The sequence below is a fragment of the Variovorax sp. V116 genome, from assembly GCF_041154435.1.
Taxonomy (GTDB): domain Bacteria; phylum Pseudomonadota; class Gammaproteobacteria; order Burkholderiales; family Burkholderiaceae_C; genus Variovorax; species Variovorax paradoxus.
This window is the reverse complement of the sequence record NZ_AP028661.1, coordinates 1,253,978-1,271,708: the sequence shown is the minus strand read 5'-3', so window position 1 is coordinate 1,271,708 and position 17,731 is coordinate 1,253,978. Positions and strand designations below refer to the sequence as shown.

Below are 17,731 nucleotides of genomic sequence, written 5' to 3'. Positions count from 1 at the left end.
GCGGTGCCGGCTCAGTAGTTCTTCTTCAGGTCCATGCCCGCATAGAGCTGGCCGACCTGGGCTTCGTAGCCGTTGAAGACCAGCGTCTTGGTGCGCTTGGCGAAGAGTCCGCCGCCGTCGCCGATGCGGCGCTCGGTGGCCTGGCTCCAGCGCGGATGGTCGACGTTCGGATTGACGTTCGAATAGAAGCCGTATTCCTGCGCCGCCGCCTTGTTCCAGGCCGTGCCCGGCTCCTTCTCGACGAAGCGGATCTTGACGATCGACTTGGCCGACTTGAACCCGTACTTCCACGGCACCACGATGCGCACCGGCGCGCCGTTCTGGTTGGGCAGCACCTCGCCGTACATGCCGAAAGCCAGCAGCGTGAGCGGGTGCATGGCCTCGTCCATGCGCAGGCCTTCGGTGTAGGGCCAGTCGAGCACGCGCGAGCCCACGAAGGGCATGGTCTTGGGATCGGCCAGGGTCACGAATTCGACGTACTTCGCATTGCCCTGCGGCTCGACCTTCTTGATAAGCTCGGCCAGCGAGTAGCCCACCCAGGGAATGACCATCGACCAGCCCTCGACGCAGCGCAGGCGGTAGATGCGCTCTTCCTGCGCACTGAGCTTGAGCAGGTCTTCGATGCCGTACTTGCCGGGCTTCTTGACCAGGCCCTCGACCTCCACGGTCCAGGGGCGGGTCTTCAGGGTGCCGGCGTTCTTGACCGGGTCGCCCTTGTCGGTGCCGAACTCGTAGAAGTTGTTGTAGCTCGTCGCGTCCTTGTACTCGGTGAGCTTTTCCATCGTCTGCGCACCCGGCACGGCGGACTTGGCACCCGGCAGCAGCGCCAGCTTGTGCGGTCCCGTGGCCTGGGCGAAGGCCTCGCGCCCCGCAAAGCTCGCGAGCGCGGCACCGGCTGCGCCGCCGGCCATCAGCTTGAGCAGGTCTCGCCGGCCCTCGTAGACGGCGCGCGGCGTGATCTCGCTCGAAAGCGGGTGGATGAAGCCGCTGCTGCGACCCTGCGGACGGAAATGGAACGACATGTGACGGCCTTTCGCGTGAATCGTTGTGCTCAGGGTAGTTCGTGCAATTCCCTGGTCCGGTTACGCGCAATCGCTGCGCGTGGCTTCAATTCTTCGCGAAAAGCCGCAACCCTGCCTACAGCGTGCCGTAGCTGTGCAGTCCGCTCAGGAACATGTTCACGCCAAGAAAGGCGAAGGTGGTCACCGCGAGGCCGCCCAGCGCCCACCACGCAGCCACGGTGCCGCGCAGGCCCTTGACCAGCCGCATGTGCAGCCAGGCCGCGTAGTTGAGCCAGACGATCAGGGCCCAGGTTTCCTTCGGGTCCCAGCTCCAGTAGCCGCCCCAGGCGTCGGCCGCCCACAGCGCGCCGAGCACGGTGGCAATGGTGAAGAAGGCAAAGCCGACCGTGATCGACTTGTACATCACGTCGTCGAGCACCTCGTTGGCCGGCAGCCGAGCGGCAATGCGCCGGCGGCCGAGCAGAATGCCCGCGGCAATCAGCGCGGAGATGCCCGCATAGATCACCCAGTAGCTGCCGCCGGCCTCCTGCACGCGCTGGCGGAAGGCCACCGGCACGAAGCACAGCGCCACGCCCAGCAGCCAGATCGGCGTGAGCTTGTACCAGCGCGTTTCCTCGGCCTGCTCCTTGATAAGGTAGGCGAAGGCCACCATGGCCGCGAGCGAGAAGGTGCCATAGCCGATGAAGTTGGCCGGCACGTGCAGCTTCATCCACCAGCTCTGCAGCGCGGGCACCAGCGGCTGTATCTCGTGCGCATTGCGCACCAGCGTGTACCAGAGCAAAAAGCCCACCGCCGCGCTCACCACCAGCATCACGAAGGCGCCGAGCGTGCGCGTGCCGTAGCGCGATTCGAAGTAGAGATAGAAGGCCGTCGTGAGCCAGCAAAAGAGCACGAACACTTCGTACAGGTTGCTGACGGGAATGTGGCCGATGTCCGGCCCGAGCAGATGGCTCTCGTACCAGCGCACCATGGTGCCGATGAGCGCCATGGCAATGGCGGCCCAGGCCAGCCGCGAGCCGATCAGGTCGAAGGTATCGCCCTGCTTGCCGCCGAAGAAACCGAGCCAGTAGAACAGCGTGCTCATGAAGAACAGCACGCTCATCCAGAGGATGGCCGACTGGCTCGACAGGAAGTACTTGAGCCAGAACACCGTGTCCGCGCGCGCCAGGTCGCCCTGGTAGGAACTGATGGCCAGCAGCGAGGCCGCGGCCACCACGATGGCCAGCACCCGCAGCGGGCGCCAGAACCAGCCGATCGCAATGACCGAGATCATCGCGGCGCCGAGGATGGGCTTCTCGTAGGAGTCCATCGAGCCCGCATAGCGCGCAAAGGCGAACAGGCCGCCTGCCAGCACCAGCGCCGCAAACACCCAGTCGAAAAAGTTGCGCCGCGAAAACCAGCTTTCGTGCAGCGTGAGGGTGGTGGTGTTCATGGTGACGCCGGTCCTTCTTTCTTCAAGGCAAGCAGCTTGTGCTTGAGGTGCTCGAACTCGCGATCGCTGTCGATGGTCTTGCGGTTGACCGAGAAGGCCATCGTGGCGGCCGTGGTGTTGTCTCCGGAGCCCGCGCCATCGGGGGTGAGCCACACCCAGAGACGGCGCTCGCGCACGTACAGCATGGCAAAAATCCCGATGATCAGCAACAGGCAGCCCAGATAGACCACGTTCTTGCCGGGCGCGCGCGCCACCTGGAACACGCTGGCCTGTACCTGGGTGAAGTCGGTCATCATCATGGCGACCGGCGCCGGATAGAAGTACGCGTCGCTGATCGCCAGCACCGCCTGGGTGAGAAAGGCCTGCGACTTCTCGTCGCTTGGCAGTGCTGCGAGCCCCGCGCTCTCGCGGCTCAGATTGAGCACCTCGAACAGCACGTCGTTGAGGATGCGCACCAGCACCGCGCCGGCACGTTCGCGCTCGGCTTCGGGCACGTTGGCTTCCATGAATTCGGCAATCGCCTGCCAGCCGCCCAGCGTGGCGGCATCGGCCTTGGCGCGCTCGCTGCCGGCAAACAGGGCGAGCGCACGCGCCGCCGAAACGCGCAGCTGCTCGGCCATCTCGGGCCGCTTGGGATCGACGGCCTTGGCGATGTAGCGCTCCACCGCGCGGTTGCGGGTGTCGGCATCGGCCAGCGCGGTGCGCATGCGCACGAAGCTGTCCATGGAGCCTTGCTCGTCGGCCGGCACGCGCAGGTAGCGGAACGGCTCCTCGGGTTTTTCGCGCATGCCGAGCAGGAACACCGGCTGGCCGTCGCCGGTATCGACCGGCACCATGTAGTTCTGGTACTCGCGCGCCTGTCCCGCGGCATCGCGCAGCTTGTAGCCGATGCTCGGGCCGATGTTGCGCAGCACCTTCGGCTTGCTGGTCTTGTTGGCGGCGCCCAGGCGCGATTCGATGTCGTGCCGCAGGTCGACCTTGCGCACGTCGGCGCCGCTGCCCATGGCGCCGCCGTCGGCAAAGTTCTCGACGTTGATGACGCGCAGCGCGGCGTATTCGAGCGTGAGCTTCTCGCGGCCGTTGGTAATTTCAGTGCTGGGCCCGCCGATCACGCCCTCGACATCGAAGGGCTTGGCCGCAGCCGCCATCGGCACCGCCTTGAGCTTCACCTTGGAGCCGCCGTCGTCGAAGCTCGACTGGTAGATTTCCACGCCCTTGTAGCTGGCCGGATGGTTGACCTCGATGCGCGCGGGCACCTGCTCGCCGGTCTCGCGGTCGTGCAGCACCACCTCGCTTGCGAACAGCTTGGGCATGCCGGTCGAGTAGTAGTCGACGATGAATTTCTTGAGCTCGATCGAGAACGGCAGCTCCTGCAGCAGCACGCCGTCGGACTGCTGCAGGATGGCCACGCTGCCCTGCGCGCCCTCGGGCACCAGGATGTTGCCGCGGAAGGTCGGGTTGCGCGGCGACAGCCGGTGCTGCGCCGGCACGTCGGCAATCATGCCGCCGCCGGTGAACACGCTCTTGCCGTTGAACCAGGTCTGGGCCCGCACCACCAGGTCGCCGTCGAGCAGGCCGCCGATGCACACCAGCACGATCGCGCTGTGAGCGGCGATGTAGCCCAGCTTGTGGGCGCCGCCCGCGCGCGCGGCCACCATCCAGCCGGCTTCGGCATGGCCGCCCGCGGCTTCGCGCTGCTGGAGCTTGACCTTCCATCCGCCGCTCACCAGCAGCTGGCCGATGCGGTTGGCGGCCGTGGCGGGCGCCTCGTCGAGCCGGCTCTCGGCGCGCTGGCCGAAGGCCTTGAGGCTCTGCGCGCGGATGCCTTCCTTGAAGGTCTTGAGGTCGATGAAGATGCGCGGCGTATTGCGCGCGATGCACAGCGTCGTGCTGATCACCAGGAACAGCAGGATCAGCAGGAACCACCAGGCGCTGTAGACCGAATCGAGCCTGGCCGCGCGGAACAGCTCGGCCCAGAACGGCCCGAACTGGTTGATGTAGTTGTTGATCGACTCGTGCTGCTTGAGCACCGTGCCGATGATCGATGCGATGCAGATGACGGTGAGCAGCGCAATCGCGAAGCGCATCGACGAAAACAGTTCCACCGCAGCGCGTAGCACTTGCGGGCCGCGATGAACGCGAAGGCCGTGGGTGGAGACAGACATCGGTCGATGGGAGAAAAGGAACAGGGAAAAAGCAAAGGGCGGGCCATCCAGCTGGATCGGCCCGCCCTCTGTTTGGGTTTTTTATCGGCGGTTAGTTCACGCTGAAGCGCGTGGTGTCAGCGCAGGCCGGCGATGTAATCTGCAACAGCCTTGATTTCGCGGTCGTTGAGCTTTGCGGCCACGCCGGTCATGGGAGCGCTGTTCTGGCGCACGTTGTCCCGGAAAGCAACAAGCTGTGCCACCGTGTAGTCGGCATGTTGGCCGCCCAGGCGCGGGTACTGCGCGGGCATGCCGGCGCCGTTGGGGCTGTGGCAGCCGGCGCAGGCCGGGATCTGGCGATCGGCAATGCCGCCGCGGTAGATCTTCTCGCCCAGCGCGACCAGGTCCTTCTCCTTGGAGAAGCCGGTCTTGATCTTCTTGGAGCCCACGAACCAGGCGATGTTGCGCATGTCCTCGTCGGACAGCTTGGCCGCCATGGGCTGCATGATCGGGCTCTTGCGCTTGCCGGACTTGAAGTCCTGCAGCTGCTTGAGGATGTATTCGGGGTGCTGCTGCGCCAGCTTGGGGTTGGCCGCAATGGCCGAGTTGCCGTCCGCGTTGTGGCAGGAAGCACAGGCCTGGGCGGCGGAATTGAACACCGCGTCGCCCTTGGCAGGATCGGGCTTGGCCGGCTTGGCCGCGACGGGTCCGTCAGCTGGCGCGGCGGCGTGCTCGTCGGCCGCAAGGCTAGCGCTGGCTGCGACGCCCATGAGGGCTGCAAGCAGAAAATTGGCAAACAACTTCATATCGGGGGCTCGATTTATTGGCGCAAAACCCCGCGATTCTACAATGGCAGCCCGTTCCGAAAGCTCATTGATGATCACCCCGTCGCGCAAGCACGCCGCTCCCCCTTCCCGCGCGACCCCTGCCGTGGACCCCGTTGCCGCCGAGCGCGAGCGCATCGCGCTCGGCTGGCTGCACACGGCGCACTTCCTCACCAGCGCCCCGCAGCTGGAGCATCTGCCCCCGCTCGACCTGCCTGAAATCGCCTTCGTCGGCCGCTCGAACGCGGGCAAATCGACCGCAATCAACACGCTCACGCAGCAGACGCGCCTGGCCTTCGCTTCCAAGACGCCGGGCCGCACGCAGCACATCAACCTGTTCGGCGTCGGCAAGCAGAAGGCCGACGACGCCGTGCTGGCCGACCTGCCCGGCTACGGCTATGCGGCGGTTCCCAAGGAAGCCAAGCTGCGCTGGCAGCGCGTCATGGGCAACTACCTGATGACGCGCGAGAACCTGCGCGGCGTGGTGCTGATGTGCGACCCGCGCCACGGCATGACCGAGCTCGACGAGATCCTGCTCGACGTGATCCGTCCGCGCGTGGAACAGGGGCTCAAGTTCCTCGTGCTGCTGACCAAGGCCGACAAGCTCACGCGCAGCGAGGGCGCCAAGGTGCTGTCCATTACGCGACTGCAGGCCGGCGGCGGCGAGGTCAAACTGTTCTCCGCCCTCAAGAAACAGGGCGTGGGCGAAGCCGCCGAGCTGCTGTGGCGCTGGGCGCATCCGCCCGGAGAAGAAAAGCCGGAGGCGGCCCCGCCGGCCGCGCCGCAAGACACCTAGGCGAAAACCGGCGCGGGCCGTTTCATCTGCGTGATCCACTATGAAAACAATAGCAACGGAAGTTGAAGGAGACAAAGCATGATCGAGACGTTCCAGCGCAGCCTGCCCAACGGAACCACGCTGAGCTGCCGCGCCGCCGGCACGCCCGGGCGCCCCTTGATGGTGTTCCTTCATGGTTTTCCCGAGGCCGCGTTCATCTGGGACGAACTGCTCGAGCACTTCGCCCAGCCTGAACACGGCGGCTACCGCTGCATCGCGCCCAACCTGCGCGGCTTCGAGAAGTCGAGCGCACCCACCGAGGTGGCCGCATACAAGGCCCACCTGCTGATCCAGGACATCCAGCAATTGGCGGCCACCGAGAGCGCGGACGGCACCATGGCCGCCTTGGTCGCGCACGACTGGGGCGGCGCTTTCGGCTGGGGCTATGCCAATGCATTTCCGCAGCAGGTCGGCAAGCTGGTCATCATCAATTCGCCGCACCCCGGCACCTTCACGCGCGAGCTGCGCCACAACCCGGCGCAGCAGCAGGCCAGCGCCTACATGAACTCTCTCGCCAGGCCCGATGCCGAGGCCCTGCTCTCGGCCGACGACTTCAAGCGCATGTGGCCCTTCTTCACCTTGATGAAGGCCGGACCCGACGGCTTCGGCTGGCTGACCGAGGACGTGAAGCAGCGCTACCGCGACGTGTGGAACGCCGGCCTGACGGGCGCCTGCAACCTGTATCGCGTCACGCCGATGAAGCCGCCGCTGCCGGGCCAGAGCATCGACGGCATTCCGGTGCTGCCGCGCGAGCGGCTCACCATCGACGTGCCGACCTTCGTCTTCTGGGCGCTCGACGACGCCGCGCTGCTGCCGGGCCTGCTCGACGGCCTGGAGGACTACGTGCCGAAGCTCGAGGTGAAGAAGGTGCCCAACGCCACCCACTGGATCGTGCATGAGCAGCCGCAGCTGGTCGCGCGCGAGATCGAGGCCTTTCTTGGCAAGGGCTGAGGCCGTTTCGCCTCAGTAGTTTGTCATCGGGCAGGCCCGACCCCGGGGCATGAAGCGTGGGTCGTGGCTGGCGATCGATGACGCATGGTCATAGGATGGAGCTCGGCACTGCTGACGAGGTCGGCGTTTGCTTGGTGTTGCGAACCCGTTCAGTAGTTGGACCCGCAGTCCTGCGAGCACCCCGGAATGTGGCAGAGGGCGGCGACGCCCCGAAGCACGCTTAGTAGAGTTCGACGACGAGGACTGCCTGCGGTGCCCCTCAACCGTCAGGAGGTTCTCATGCAAGTGCTTTATCCGCGCTGTGCGGGCCTGGACGTGCACAAGGACACCATCGTGGCCTGCGTGCGATGCGTCTCCCCGCCCATGCATCAGGAGGTGCGCAGCTTCGGCACCACCACCACCGAATTGCTCGCGCTGGGCGATTGGCTGGCCGAGCACGACTGCACCCATGTGGCGATGGAGGCCACCGGCGTGTACTGGAAGCCGGTGTGGCACGTGCTGGAGGCTGAGTTCGAGTTGGTGCTGGCCAACGCCGCGCACATCCGCAACGTGCCCGGCCGCAAGAGCGACGTCAACGACGCGATGTGGATTGCCGATCTCTTGGCGCACGGCCTGATCCGCTCCAGCTTCGTGCCGCCGCAGGCGATCCAGCAGCTGCGCGACCTCACGCGCACCCGCAAGCAACTCGTTCGGGAGCTCTCCCAGCACTCGCTGCGCATCCAGAAGGTGCTGGAGGACGCTAACCTCAAGCTGGGCAGTGTGTTGTCGGACGTGCTGGGCAAGAGCGGCCGCGCGATGCTCGATGCCATCGTGGCCGGCCAGAGCGATCCGGCGCAACTGGCTGCGCTGGCTCAGGGCACGGCGCGCAACAAGAGCGCCGAATTGCGCGAGGCACTGCGCGGGCGCATCACCGAGCACCACCGGACCATGCTGCGGCTGCACCTGCAGGTGATCGACGCCTTGCACCACACGTTGGCCGAACTGGATGCGGCCGTGGGAAAAGCGCTGGCGCCGATCCGGCAGCGCGCCCGCCTGCTCACGACGATGCCCGGGGTCAGTGACCTGACGGCCAGTGTCGTGGTGGCGGAGATCGGCGTGGACATGTCGCGCTTCCCCACTGCCGGGCATCTGATCTCCTGGGCAGGCCTGTGCCCGCGCAGCGACGAGAGCGCCGGCAAGCGCCGATCCACCCGCGTTCGCAAGAGTGGCACCTGGATCAAGACCACCCTGGTGACCGCCGCCTGGGCCGCGGTGCGCGTCAAGTCCAGCTACCTGCGAGCGCAGTTCCTGCGTATCAAGGCACGTCGCGGAGCCAAGAAGGCCATCCTCGCGGTGGCCGCCTCGATGCTCACCGCCGCGTACCACATGCTTCGTGACGGCACCGAGTACAACGACCTCGGCTGCGAGCACTTCGACCGCCAGGATCGCACCAAAACCATCCGTCGCCTCATGAAACGACTTCAAGATCTCGGCTGCGAGGTCCCTGTACTGGCTCATACGGGGTAGCGCTTCTTAGTAGACCGGCGGCGCGCCTTCGGGCCGCGTCTTGAAGCGGCGGTGCACCCAGTAGTACTGCGAAGGCATCGTGTCGATGTAGCCCTGCAGCCGCTGGTTCATGAGCGCCGTGTCGGCCTCGACGTCGTCGGTCGGGAAGTTCTGCCAGGCCGGCCGCACTTCGATCTCGTAGCCGCCCGGCGTGAGCTTCGCGACCACCGGCACCACCTTCGCCTTGCCCAGCCGCGCAAAGCGCGAGAGCGAGGGCACCGTGGCCGCCTGCACGCCGTAGAACGGCACGAAGATGGTCTGGTCGCGGCCGAAGTCCATGTCGGGCAGCAGGTACAGGAGGCCGCCCTTGCGCAGGCCCGCGAGCACCGGCTTGATGCCGTCGACGCGGTTGAGCGCCGCCACGTTGCCGAAGCGCGTGCGGCCTTCGCGGATCCACGCGTCGACCATCGGATCGCGCTGGGTCGTGTAGATGGTGGCCGAGGGCCTTGCCGTGTGCATGGTCAGCGCCGTGGCCGCGGCATCGAGGCCGTAGAAATGCGGCGCGAACAGGATCATCGGCTCGTCGCCATCGGCAATCTCGCGGATCTCCGCCGCCGCGCCCACCACCTTGAGCCGGCTGGCCACCACCTTTTCGGGTGCATGCCAGAGCCAGCTGCGGTCGAGCCAGGACTGCGCCACGTACACGAAGGTCTCGCGCGCGATGCGGCGGCGTTCGGCTTCGGATTTGCCGGGAAAGCACACCGCCAGGTTGGTGTCGACCACGCGCCGCCGCGGCAAGGCGATGGTGTGCAGCACGCGGCCGAGCAGCGCGCCGAAACCGCGCACCAGCGGCAGCGGCAGCGGCGCGATCGCGCGCATGAAAGCGATGCCGAGCCGGGAACCGAGACTCATCGTGCCTGCTCCCCGGGCTGGGCCGCCACCGCGGTTTCGCCGCGCGGTTCCTTGTAGCGCGCGTAGTCCCACACGTACTGCCCCGGCAGGCTGTGGATCAGGCGCCCGATGGCGTCGTTCATGGCGGCCGCCGCGGCCTCGATGGGCGCAGCCGGATCGGTGAGCGGCGTGCCCACGATCGGCTCGAAGCGGATCACGTAGCCCGCGCCGCGCGGCAGCCTTTCGCACACGCTCATGAAACAGGCGGCGCCGGTCTGCTGCGCGAGCCGCGGCAGCAGCGTCATGGTGTAGGCCGGCCGGCCGAGAAAGGGCGCCCACACGCCCTGCCCGAGCGGCGGCACCTGGTCGGGCAGGATGCCGGTGTAGCCGCCGCTGCGCAGCGTGCGGATGAGGCCGCGCACGCCGGTGTTGTTGGTGGGCAGCGTCTGCAGGCCGGGCCGGTCGCGCGAGCCGGCGGCGATGAGCTCGGCCATCCATTTCTTGCGCGCGGGGCGGAACAGCGCGGTGATCGGCCCGAAGGTCTCGAGAAAGCGCTCGCCGATCGCCTGGCCGCACATCTCCCAGCTGCCCAGGTGCGGCGCCACGAGGATCACGCCCTTCTTCTCCCGCATGGCGGCCTCGAAGGCCTCCACGCCTTCCCAGCGCACCACGCGCCGCAGCACGCTCTCGCCCTGCGGGCGCAACCAGAGCCAGGGCAGCTCGGCAGCCATCTGGCCGGCGGCCGCGATGGCGGGGCGGTACTGCCCGGGGGTGAATCCGGCACTCTCGGCGTTGGCCTTGAAGCGGCGGCGGTAGTCCGGCGCGCAATACCAGACGATCCAGCCCAAGAGCGCGCCGAGCCGATGCATCACGGGCATCGGTACGCGGGCAAGCAGGCGGAACAGGGTGACCATGAGCAACAGGGAGTGAAAACCAGGACGCGCGCGCACGATTTGGCGCGGCTCGAATAGAATGCAAATTGTCGCCGAGTTACGGAACAACTTGCAGGGCGACAAACACAAGCGCAAAAGCGATTGTGCCCCGCCGATTCATCGGCATCTGCTAAAGCGTTCGCCAGGGCTCCGCAGAGTTGGCAACGCGCCAAATCACTTCAAGGAGCTTTGAACAAAATGGCGAACGACTTCCTCTTCACCTCCGAATCGGTTTCCGAAGGCCACCCCGACAAGGTCGCCGACCAGATCTCGGACGCCATCCTGGACGCGATCTTCGAGCAGGACCCGCGCAGCCGCGTGGCCGCCGAGACGCTGACCAACACCGGCCTCGTGGTGCTCGCGGGCGAAATCACGACCAACGCGCACGTCGACTACATCCAGGTGGCGCGCGACACCATCAAGCGCATCGGCTACGACAACACCGACTACGGTATCGACTACAAGGGCTGCGCCGTGATGGTCTGCTACGACAAGCAGTCCAACGACATCGCCCAGGGCGTGGACCACGCGAGCGACGACCACCTGAACACCGGCGCCGGCGACCAGGGCCTGATGTTCGGCTACGCCTGCGACGAGACGCCCGAGCTCATGCCCGCGCCCATCTACTACGCGCACCGCCTCGTGGAGCGCCAAGCCCAGCTGCGCAAGGACGGCCGCCTGCCCTTCCTGCGGCCCGACGCCAAGAGCCAGGTGACCATGCGCTATGTCGACGGCAAGCCCCACAGCATCGACACCGTGGTGCTCTCCACGCAGCACCACCCCGACCAGAGCGAAACGCCCACCAAGATGAAGGCCTCGTTCAACGAAGCCATCATCGAGGAGATCATCAAGCCCGTGCTGCCGAAGGAATGGCTCAAGGACACGCGCTACCTGATCAACCCGACCGGGCGCTTCGTCATCGGCGGCCCGCAGGGCGACTGCGGCCTCACGGGCCGCAAGATCATCGTCGACACCTACGGCGGCGCCTGCCCGCACGGCGGCGGCGCGTTCTCGGGCAAGGACCCGTCCAAGGTCGACCGCTCGGCCGCCTACGCCGCGCGCTACGTGGCCAAGAACATCGTGGCCGCCGGCCTCGCGCGCCAGTGCCAGATCCAGGTGGCCTACGCGATCGGCGTGGCCCAGCCGATGAACATCACGGTCTACACCGAAGGCACCGGCGTGATCCCCGACGCCAAGATCGCCGAGCTCGTGCGCGAGTTCTTCGACCTGCGTCCCAAGGGCATCATCCAGATGCTCGACCTGCTGCGCCCGATCTACCAGAAGACCGCCGCCTACGGCCACTTCGGCCGCGAGGAACCCGAGTTCACCTGGGAAGCGACCACGCAGGCGGCTGCGCTGCGCGCTGCGGCCGGCCTGTAAAAACCCTTGTGGACGGCGGCGCCTGAGCCTCAGAAGCGGTAGGCGCCGCTCAGGCCCACCGTCCAGTTGCGGGCCGGCGCGGGCTCGTAGTAGCGCGCATTGCCCTCGTTGACGATCAGCGAGCCCACGTAGCGGCGGTCGAACAGGTTGTCGACGCGCGCAAAGGCGTTGAACTCCCAGCGTTCCCATTTCTTCAGGTAGCCGGCGTACAGCGCGGCGACGGCATAACCCGGCGCGCTCGCGGTGTTGGCGTCGTTGGCCTGCATGCGCCCGAGCGCGCGCATCTCGACGCCGGCGCGCCAGCCTTCGGGCGGCACCCAGCCCAGCGATGCGAAGAGCGACTGCCGCGCAATGCCCGGAATGCGGTTGCCCGCCGCCACCGTGTTGGATGCCGCGCAGGGCGACGGCGAGCAGAAGGCATCGCGGTAGCGCGCATCGAGCCAGGTGTAGGCCAGCTGGGTGCGCCAGTGGCTGGCCGTCTCGTGCTGCCAGGCCAGCTCGAAGCCGTTGCGCCGCGTGCGGCCCGCATTCTGGAACGTGGCGCGGCCGCCGGTGTTGGTGTCGGTCACGATCTCGTCGCGGGTGCGGGTCTGGAACAGCGCCGCCGTCAGCAGCCCTCCGCCCAGCCTCGCCTTCGCACCCAGTTCGACGCTGTCGTTGACCGAGGGCCGCAGCGCGAAGTTGAGCCCGCTGGCACCGCCTGCGCGGTACGACAGCTCGTTGAGCGTCGGCGTCTCGAAGCCCCGGCCGATCGAGCCGTACAGCGCGAGATCGGGCGTGGCCTGGTAGCGCAGCGAGGCCACGGGCAGCGTCTTGCTGTAGCGCGCGCTGCCGCTGTCGTCGCGGTTGGCGCCCACGATGTAGCGGTCCTGCGAATCGAAGTGCACGCTGCTGCGGCGCACGCCGGCTTCGAGCGTCCATTGCTCCGCAAGGCGCCAGGTGGCCTGCGCGTAGGGGTCGAGGTTCCAGACCTCGTTGCGCTCGCTGCGCCGCAGGCGCCCCTGCACGCCCAGCACGGGTGCGGCCACGCGGCCGAGGTAGTTCTCGTAGCCGCGGCGCTGTTCGCGCAGGCTGTCGTAGCCCAGCCCCGCCACCAGTTCGAGCGGCCGGTCGGCCAGTTGCAGCGCGGCGGTCCAGCGCAGGTCGGCTCCGCCGTACTGGCGCTTGAGGTCGATCACGCCGCCCGCATGCAGCGGGTTCTGCTGCGCCGACGGCGGGATCGACTGGTACTGCACGGTCTTGCGCTCGCCGCCGTAGACCATGAGCCGCAGCGACTGCGCGGCATCGATGCGCCGCTCATAGAGCAGGCCGGCCTGGGTCTGCTCCACGGTCTTGCGGGTGTCGTACTGCGTGGCGAGCGGTGCGCTGCGCGGCGCGAGCGCGTACTGGTCGGCCGTGAGGCCCAGCGGATCCTGCGCGCTTATGCGCACGCTGTTGAGCACCAGCGTGAGCTTGTCGCCGTTGTCCAGCGCGATGCCGAGCTTGCCGTTCGCAATGTCGCGCCGTGCCGCGCTGTGTTCGCGCCAACCGTCGGTTTGGAAGCGGCTGGCGTTCAGCAGGTAGTCGACCGCGCCCTGCGATCCGCTGGCCTGGAGCGACTGGCGCCAGGTGCCGAAGCTGCCTCCGGCCGCCGAGTACGAAAGCCGCGGCGCGCCCTCGCCCGACGCGGTGAAGGCCTGCAGCACGCCGCCCGACGAATTGCCGTAGAGCGCCGAGAAGGGCCCGCGCAATATCTCGATGCGGTCGAGCGAGCCGATGTCGATGTTGGAGGTCTGGCCCTGGCCGTCGGGCAGCGTCGCGGGAATGCCGTCGACATACAGCCGCACGCCGCGCACGCCGAAGGTGGAACGCGCGCCGAAGCCACGGATCGACAGCTGCAGGTCCTGCGCGTAGTTCAGGCGGTTCTGCACCTGCAGGCCCGGAACGCTGCCCAGGCTTTCGGAAAGATTGACCTGCAGCCGGCTGTCGCGCATCTCGGCGCCGTCGACGCGATCGACCGAGCCCGGCACGTTGAACGGAGCGACCTCGCCGCGCGGCGTGGAGACGGTGACTTCGGGCAGGCTGCCGCGGTCGGCCTGCTGCGCCGCTGCGGCGAGCGGAGCTCCCAGCAGGAGCAGGCGGACGGCGGCAGTGGCGGCAGCGGAAAGTGCAGGCTTCATTGCGCCGATTCTGCTTCGGCGCGCGCCCCTGCCCGTACTAGCAGGAACCCGATCGGGCCGGATTCAGCCTTTTCTGCGCCAGCCGTACCAGCCGCACACGGCAACGGGAATGCCCAGCGCGAACCAGGCCAGCATGTCACCCAGGCCGCCGTCGCTGAACAGCGCCGAGATCAGCCCGAAGGTGGTGAGCACGCCCAGCACGATCGGCCAACCCCACATGTGCCAGAAGCTGTGGCGCTGCTTCATGCCTGCACCTTCATGGCGGGCGCCGGTTCAGGCTGCTGATGTGGTCCGCCATGCGGCGGCCGCTGTCCCGCCGGCGAGGCCGCAGCAGGCACGCTGTTGCCGCGCTTGAGCCACAGGTACAGCCCGCTGCCCAGCACGATGATGGTCGCGATGTCGAGCAGCGCCCAGATGATCTGCATCGGCATGCCGCCGTAGTCGCCGAAGTGCAGCGGCTGCGACACCAGCAGCGCCGTCAGGTACCAGGGCATCTTCGGCGCGGCGGTCACTTGCGCCGTCTTGGCGTCGACCAGCACCGGCTGCAGCAGCTTCGAGGTGAAGGGCTCGCTGCCGCGCATGAAGAAGGTGGTGTGGTGCGGGCTGGAGAACGCCGTGCCGGGAAACGCGACGAAGGACAGCTTCATGCCGGGCGTCTGCTGGAGCGCGACCTCCATCGAGCGCTGCACCGATGCGCGCTGGGCCACGGGCACCGTCGGCTCGTCCTTGTAGGGCGCGAGAAGCGCGCTGAGCTGGTCGTACTGCCAGTACTTGATGACCAGGTCGGCCCAGGTGTTGATCATGCCGGTGGAGCCCACCACGAACAGCCACACCAGCGTGACGATGCCCAGCAGGTTGTGCAGGTCGAGCCACTTCAGGCGCGGGCGCTTCTCGCGCCGCACGGTGCCGAAGTCGAGCTTGCGCATGAACGGTGCATAGAGCACCACGCCGGAGACGATGGCCACCAGCAGCAGCAGGCCCATGAAACCCAGGAACAGCTTGCCCGCGAGGCCGGCGAACAGGTCGACGTGCAGCTTGAACATCACGTACATGAAGCCTTCGTCGAGCTTGGGCTGCGCAAGCACGGCGCCGGTGCGCGCGTCCACCGCCACCGACTTGAAGTCGTCCGTGGGTGCGGGCGTTGGCGTGAGCGTGACGAACCAGAGGCCGTCGTCGTCCTCGGGCTGCGAAACGAACTGCACCACGCGGTCGGGGTGCTTCGCACGCGCGGTTTCGAGCACGCGGTCCAGGCTCACGCGCGGCGTGTTCGCGGGCATCCTGGGCGACTCGACCTCGGTGCCCAGCAGGTGGCCGATCTCGTGATGGAAGATCAGCGGCAAGCCCGTGATGCACAGGAGCAGCATGAACACGGTGCACACGAGGCTGCTCCACTTGTGCACCCAGGCCCAGGTCTTGATCTTTCGGCTGTTCATGTCGTTGCTGCCCTCGTCGAAAGTGAGCGGTTAGAAGCGGTAGGTCGCGCTGGCCACGACGTTGCGGCGCGAGCCGTACCAGCAGTCGCCGCGCGACAGGCAGGTGCTGAAGTACGCCTTGTCCGTCACGTTGTTGATGTTGAGCGCATAGCGCCACTGCGCGGTGTCGTAGGCAAACACGAGGTCGGCCAGCGCAACGCCCGGCACGCGCGGTCCCACGCCGAATTGCAGGTCGCGGAACGAGCTCATCACGCGCACGCCGGCGCCGGCCGAGAAGCCGCTGACGCCGCCGATCGAGAAGCGGTACTTGGCCCAGACGCTCGCCTGGTGCTTGGGCAGGCCCTCGATCTGCTCGTCGGCATCGGTGTAGTTGTAGTGCGCGACCAGGTCGAGGTCGGGGCCGATGGAGCCCTTGGCCTCGAGCTCGACGCCCCGGGTCTTGGTCTTGCCGGCTTGCGTGTACACATTCGGCGACGGCGAGGTGATCTGGTTCTTCTCCCGCAGATCGTAGACCGCCGCGCTGAACGCCAGCGCGCGGTCCTTCGGCTCGTACTTCACGCCGGCTTCCCATTGCTCACCGCGCAAGGGCGTGAAGATCTGTCCGTAGCGCGGCGACTGCGGCGTGAACGATTCGGTGTAGCTCAGATACGGCGACCAGCCCGAGGGCATGGCGTACATCAGGCCGAAGCGCTTGGTGGTTGCGCTGCTCTTTTCTTCTTCGCTGCCTGCCGCGCTGGACACCGCCCTGTCGTGCCGCAGGCCCGCCACGAAGATCCAGTTGTCGAGCTTGACCTGGTCCTGCAGGTAGACGCCGGTCTGGCGCTGGCGGGTGCGCGGCAGCGCCACGCGCTCGGGCAGGTCGACGTGGCCGTACACCGGCGCGTAGACGTCGATGGTGTCGAAGGTCGTCGCGCCCCAGACGTTCTCGCGCTGCCTGGAGAAATCCGCGCCGACCAGCAGCGTGTGCTTCACCGCGCCGGTCTCGAAATGGCCCTCGACATGGTTGTCGAGCGTCTGCGTGCGGTTGCGCGTGAGATAGCTGTCGTAGTAGCGGCCGAGCACGCGCTTGAAGATCGGATCGGTGGCGTCCCAGCTTTCGGCCCCGCTGAAGGCGGCGCCGTAGTGGTAGCGGTTGTCGTTCTCGTTTTTCGCGTAGCGGAAGTTCTGCCGCACGCGCCAGTTCTCGTTGAACTTGTGCTCGAACTGCCAGCCGAAGGTCTTGCGTTCGCTGTCGTAGTAGTCGAAGCCCGGCTCGCCGATGAAGCGGCTGGCGGGAATGCGTCCGTTCGGGTTCGGCAGCAAGGTGCCCTCCCACGGAAGGAACTGCGAGCTGCTGCCGCTCTTGTCCTTTTGCCACAGCCCCTGCAAGGTGAGCGAGGTCGCCGCGCTGGGCCGCCAGGTCAGCGAAGGCGCAATGACGCTGCGGTCGTCGGGCACATGGTCGACCTGCGAGTCCGACTTGCGCTGCAACGCAATCAGCCGGTACGACAGGCTGCCGTCGGCATTCAGCGGCCCCGTGAGGTCGGCCTGGACCTGCTTGCGGCCGAAGCTGCCGAACTGCACGCCCACTTCGCGCTGGGTTTCCTGCAGCGGACGCTTGCTGACCATGTTGACTACGCCCGCCGCGGTGCCCGCGCCGAACAGCATGCCCGCCGGGCCGCGCAGCACTTCGAGCCGCTCCAGCGTGTAGGGCTCGGTGCGCGTGGTGCTGGTGTAGTAGCCATAGGACTGGCGCAGGCCGTCCAGGTAGACGTCGGGCGTGGCGCCGCGGATGCGCACCGAGTCGGTCCGCGAATCCTGGCCATAGGCATCGGAGCGCACACCGGCCGCATAGTTGAGCGCATCCTGAACATTGCCCGCGCCCTGGTCCACCATCTGGTCGCGCGTGACCACGGTGATCGATTGGGGCGTTTCGGCCAGCGGCGTGTCGGTCTTGGTGGCGGTGGCGGCGTTCCGGGCGCGGTAGCCGATCACCGGCGAGGTTGCGGTTTCGGCCTCGGCGCTCGCATCGACCTTCACCTCCGGCAAGGCGCCGGGCGCCGCGGTCTGGGCCAGGACCTGGTGATGCACGTAGACCGCCATGCAGCCTGCCAGAACCGATGCGACCCTGCGCCCCGCCAATAACCTTGCCATTCCCGCTCCACTCCGAAACATTATTAAGAACGATTCGTATTCTATTTGTAATAGTCTCATTTGTTCCGATTTCCCCGCATCGGCAAGGGGACGTTCGGCCATTGCATGCA

General features: G+C 67.1%; 14 protein-coding genes. 4 read left to right on the top strand and 10 right to left on the bottom strand.

Annotated features, from left to right (window positions below):
• Positions 1-11 precede the first annotated feature (11 nt).
• From msrP to ACAM58_RS05825, 4 genes are all read right to left on the bottom strand, one after another.
• Positions 12-1,022 (bottom strand): protein-methionine-sulfoxide reductase catalytic subunit MsrP, encoded by a 1,011-nt coding sequence (gene msrP, locus ACAM58_RS05840; protein WP_012746283.1) that lies wholly within the window; start codon positions 1,020-1,022, stop codon positions 12-14.
• A 115-nt stretch (positions 1,023-1,137) separates the two neighbouring features.
• Positions 1,138-2,454, bottom strand: coding sequence for a c-type cytochrome biogenesis protein CcsB (ccsB, locus tag ACAM58_RS05835; protein ID WP_018907492.1), 1,317 nt, complete (start codon positions 2,452-2,454; stop codon positions 1,138-1,140).
• Complete coding sequence (locus tag ACAM58_RS05830) at positions 2,451-4,619, bottom strand: cytochrome c biogenesis protein ResB (RefSeq protein WP_369664262.1); 2,169 nt, start codon at positions 4,617-4,619, stop codon at positions 2,451-2,453. Before ACAM58_RS05830 ends, ccsB begins: the two co-directional genes overlap by 4 nt.
• Positions 4,620-4,735: 116 nt before the next feature.
• Positions 4,736-5,404 (bottom strand): cytochrome c, encoded by a 669-nt coding sequence (locus tag ACAM58_RS05825; RefSeq protein WP_012746280.1) that lies wholly within the window; start codon positions 5,402-5,404, stop codon positions 4,736-4,738.
• A 70-nt stretch (positions 5,405-5,474) separates the two neighbouring features.
• Between ACAM58_RS05825 and yihA the strand changes: the two genes are divergently transcribed.
• The 3 genes from yihA to ACAM58_RS05810 all read left to right on the top strand — a co-directional run bounded on the left by yihA (position 5,475) and on the right by ACAM58_RS05810 (position 8,714).
• Positions 5,475-6,218 (top strand): ribosome biogenesis GTP-binding protein YihA/YsxC, encoded by a 744-nt coding sequence (gene yihA, locus ACAM58_RS05820; RefSeq protein ID WP_012746279.1) that lies wholly within the window; start codon positions 5,475-5,477, stop codon positions 6,216-6,218.
• Between the two features lie 78 nt (positions 6,219-6,296).
• Positions 6,297-7,208 carry an alpha/beta fold hydrolase gene (locus ACAM58_RS05815; RefSeq protein ID WP_369664261.1) on the top strand — a complete coding sequence of 304 codons (912 nt, stop codon included), beginning with the start codon at positions 6,297-6,299 and terminating at the stop codon, positions 7,206-7,208.
• A 279-nt stretch (positions 7,209-7,487) separates the two neighbouring features.
• Complete coding sequence (locus ACAM58_RS05810) at positions 7,488-8,714, top strand: IS110 family transposase (protein WP_015866363.1); 1,227 nt, start codon at positions 7,488-7,490, stop codon at positions 8,712-8,714.
• Between the two features lie 6 nt (positions 8,715-8,720).
• Here the strand turns inward: ACAM58_RS05810 and ACAM58_RS05805 are convergent, their stop codons facing one another.
• Together ACAM58_RS05805 and ACAM58_RS05800 are read right to left on the bottom strand one after the other, a co-directional pair.
• A complete protein-coding gene (locus ACAM58_RS05805; RefSeq protein WP_278878817.1) occupies positions 8,721-9,605 on the bottom strand; it encodes a lipid A biosynthesis acyltransferase in 885 nt (294 codons plus the stop codon).
• Positions 9,602-10,498 carry a lysophospholipid acyltransferase family protein gene (locus ACAM58_RS05800; protein ID WP_018907472.1) on the bottom strand — a complete coding sequence of 299 codons (897 nt, stop codon included), beginning with the start codon at positions 10,496-10,498 and terminating at the stop codon, positions 9,602-9,604. Before ACAM58_RS05800 ends, ACAM58_RS05805 begins: the two co-directional genes overlap by 4 nt.
• 216 nt (positions 10,499-10,714) lie before the next feature.
• On the opposite strand from ACAM58_RS05800, the gene metK reads away from it, so the two are divergent.
• Positions 10,715-11,896: a methionine adenosyltransferase gene (gene metK, locus ACAM58_RS05795; RefSeq protein ID WP_012746275.1), complete on the top strand. Its 1,182-nt coding sequence runs from the start codon at positions 10,715-10,717 to the stop codon at positions 11,894-11,896.
• Between the two features lie 29 nt (positions 11,897-11,925).
• On the opposite strand, the gene ACAM58_RS05790 is transcribed toward metK, so the two are convergent.
• The 4 genes from ACAM58_RS05790 to ACAM58_RS05775 all read right to left on the bottom strand — a co-directional run bounded on the left by ACAM58_RS05790 (position 11,926) and on the right by ACAM58_RS05775 (position 17,621).
• Positions 11,926-14,055, bottom strand: a complete 2,130-nt coding sequence (locus ACAM58_RS05790; protein ID WP_369664260.1) for a TonB-dependent receptor — start codon at positions 14,053-14,055, stop codon at positions 11,926-11,928.
• Between the two features lie 63 nt (positions 14,056-14,118).
• Complete coding sequence (locus ACAM58_RS05785) at positions 14,119-14,301, bottom strand: hypothetical protein (protein WP_018907470.1); 183 nt, start codon at positions 14,299-14,301, stop codon at positions 14,119-14,121.
• Complete coding sequence (locus tag ACAM58_RS05780) at positions 14,298-15,488, bottom strand: PepSY domain-containing protein (protein WP_012746272.1); 1,191 nt, start codon at positions 15,486-15,488, stop codon at positions 14,298-14,300. The genes ACAM58_RS05785 and ACAM58_RS05780 overlap by 4 nt, the downstream gene beginning before the upstream one ends.
• Before the next feature lie 30 nt (positions 15,489-15,518).
• The gene (locus ACAM58_RS05775) at positions 15,519-17,621 is read right to left on the bottom strand and encodes a TonB-dependent siderophore receptor (RefSeq protein ID WP_369664259.1); all 2,103 of its coding nucleotides are present in this window, start codon (positions 17,619-17,621) and stop codon (positions 15,519-15,521) included.
• Between the last annotated feature and the right edge of the window lie 110 nt (positions 17,622-17,731).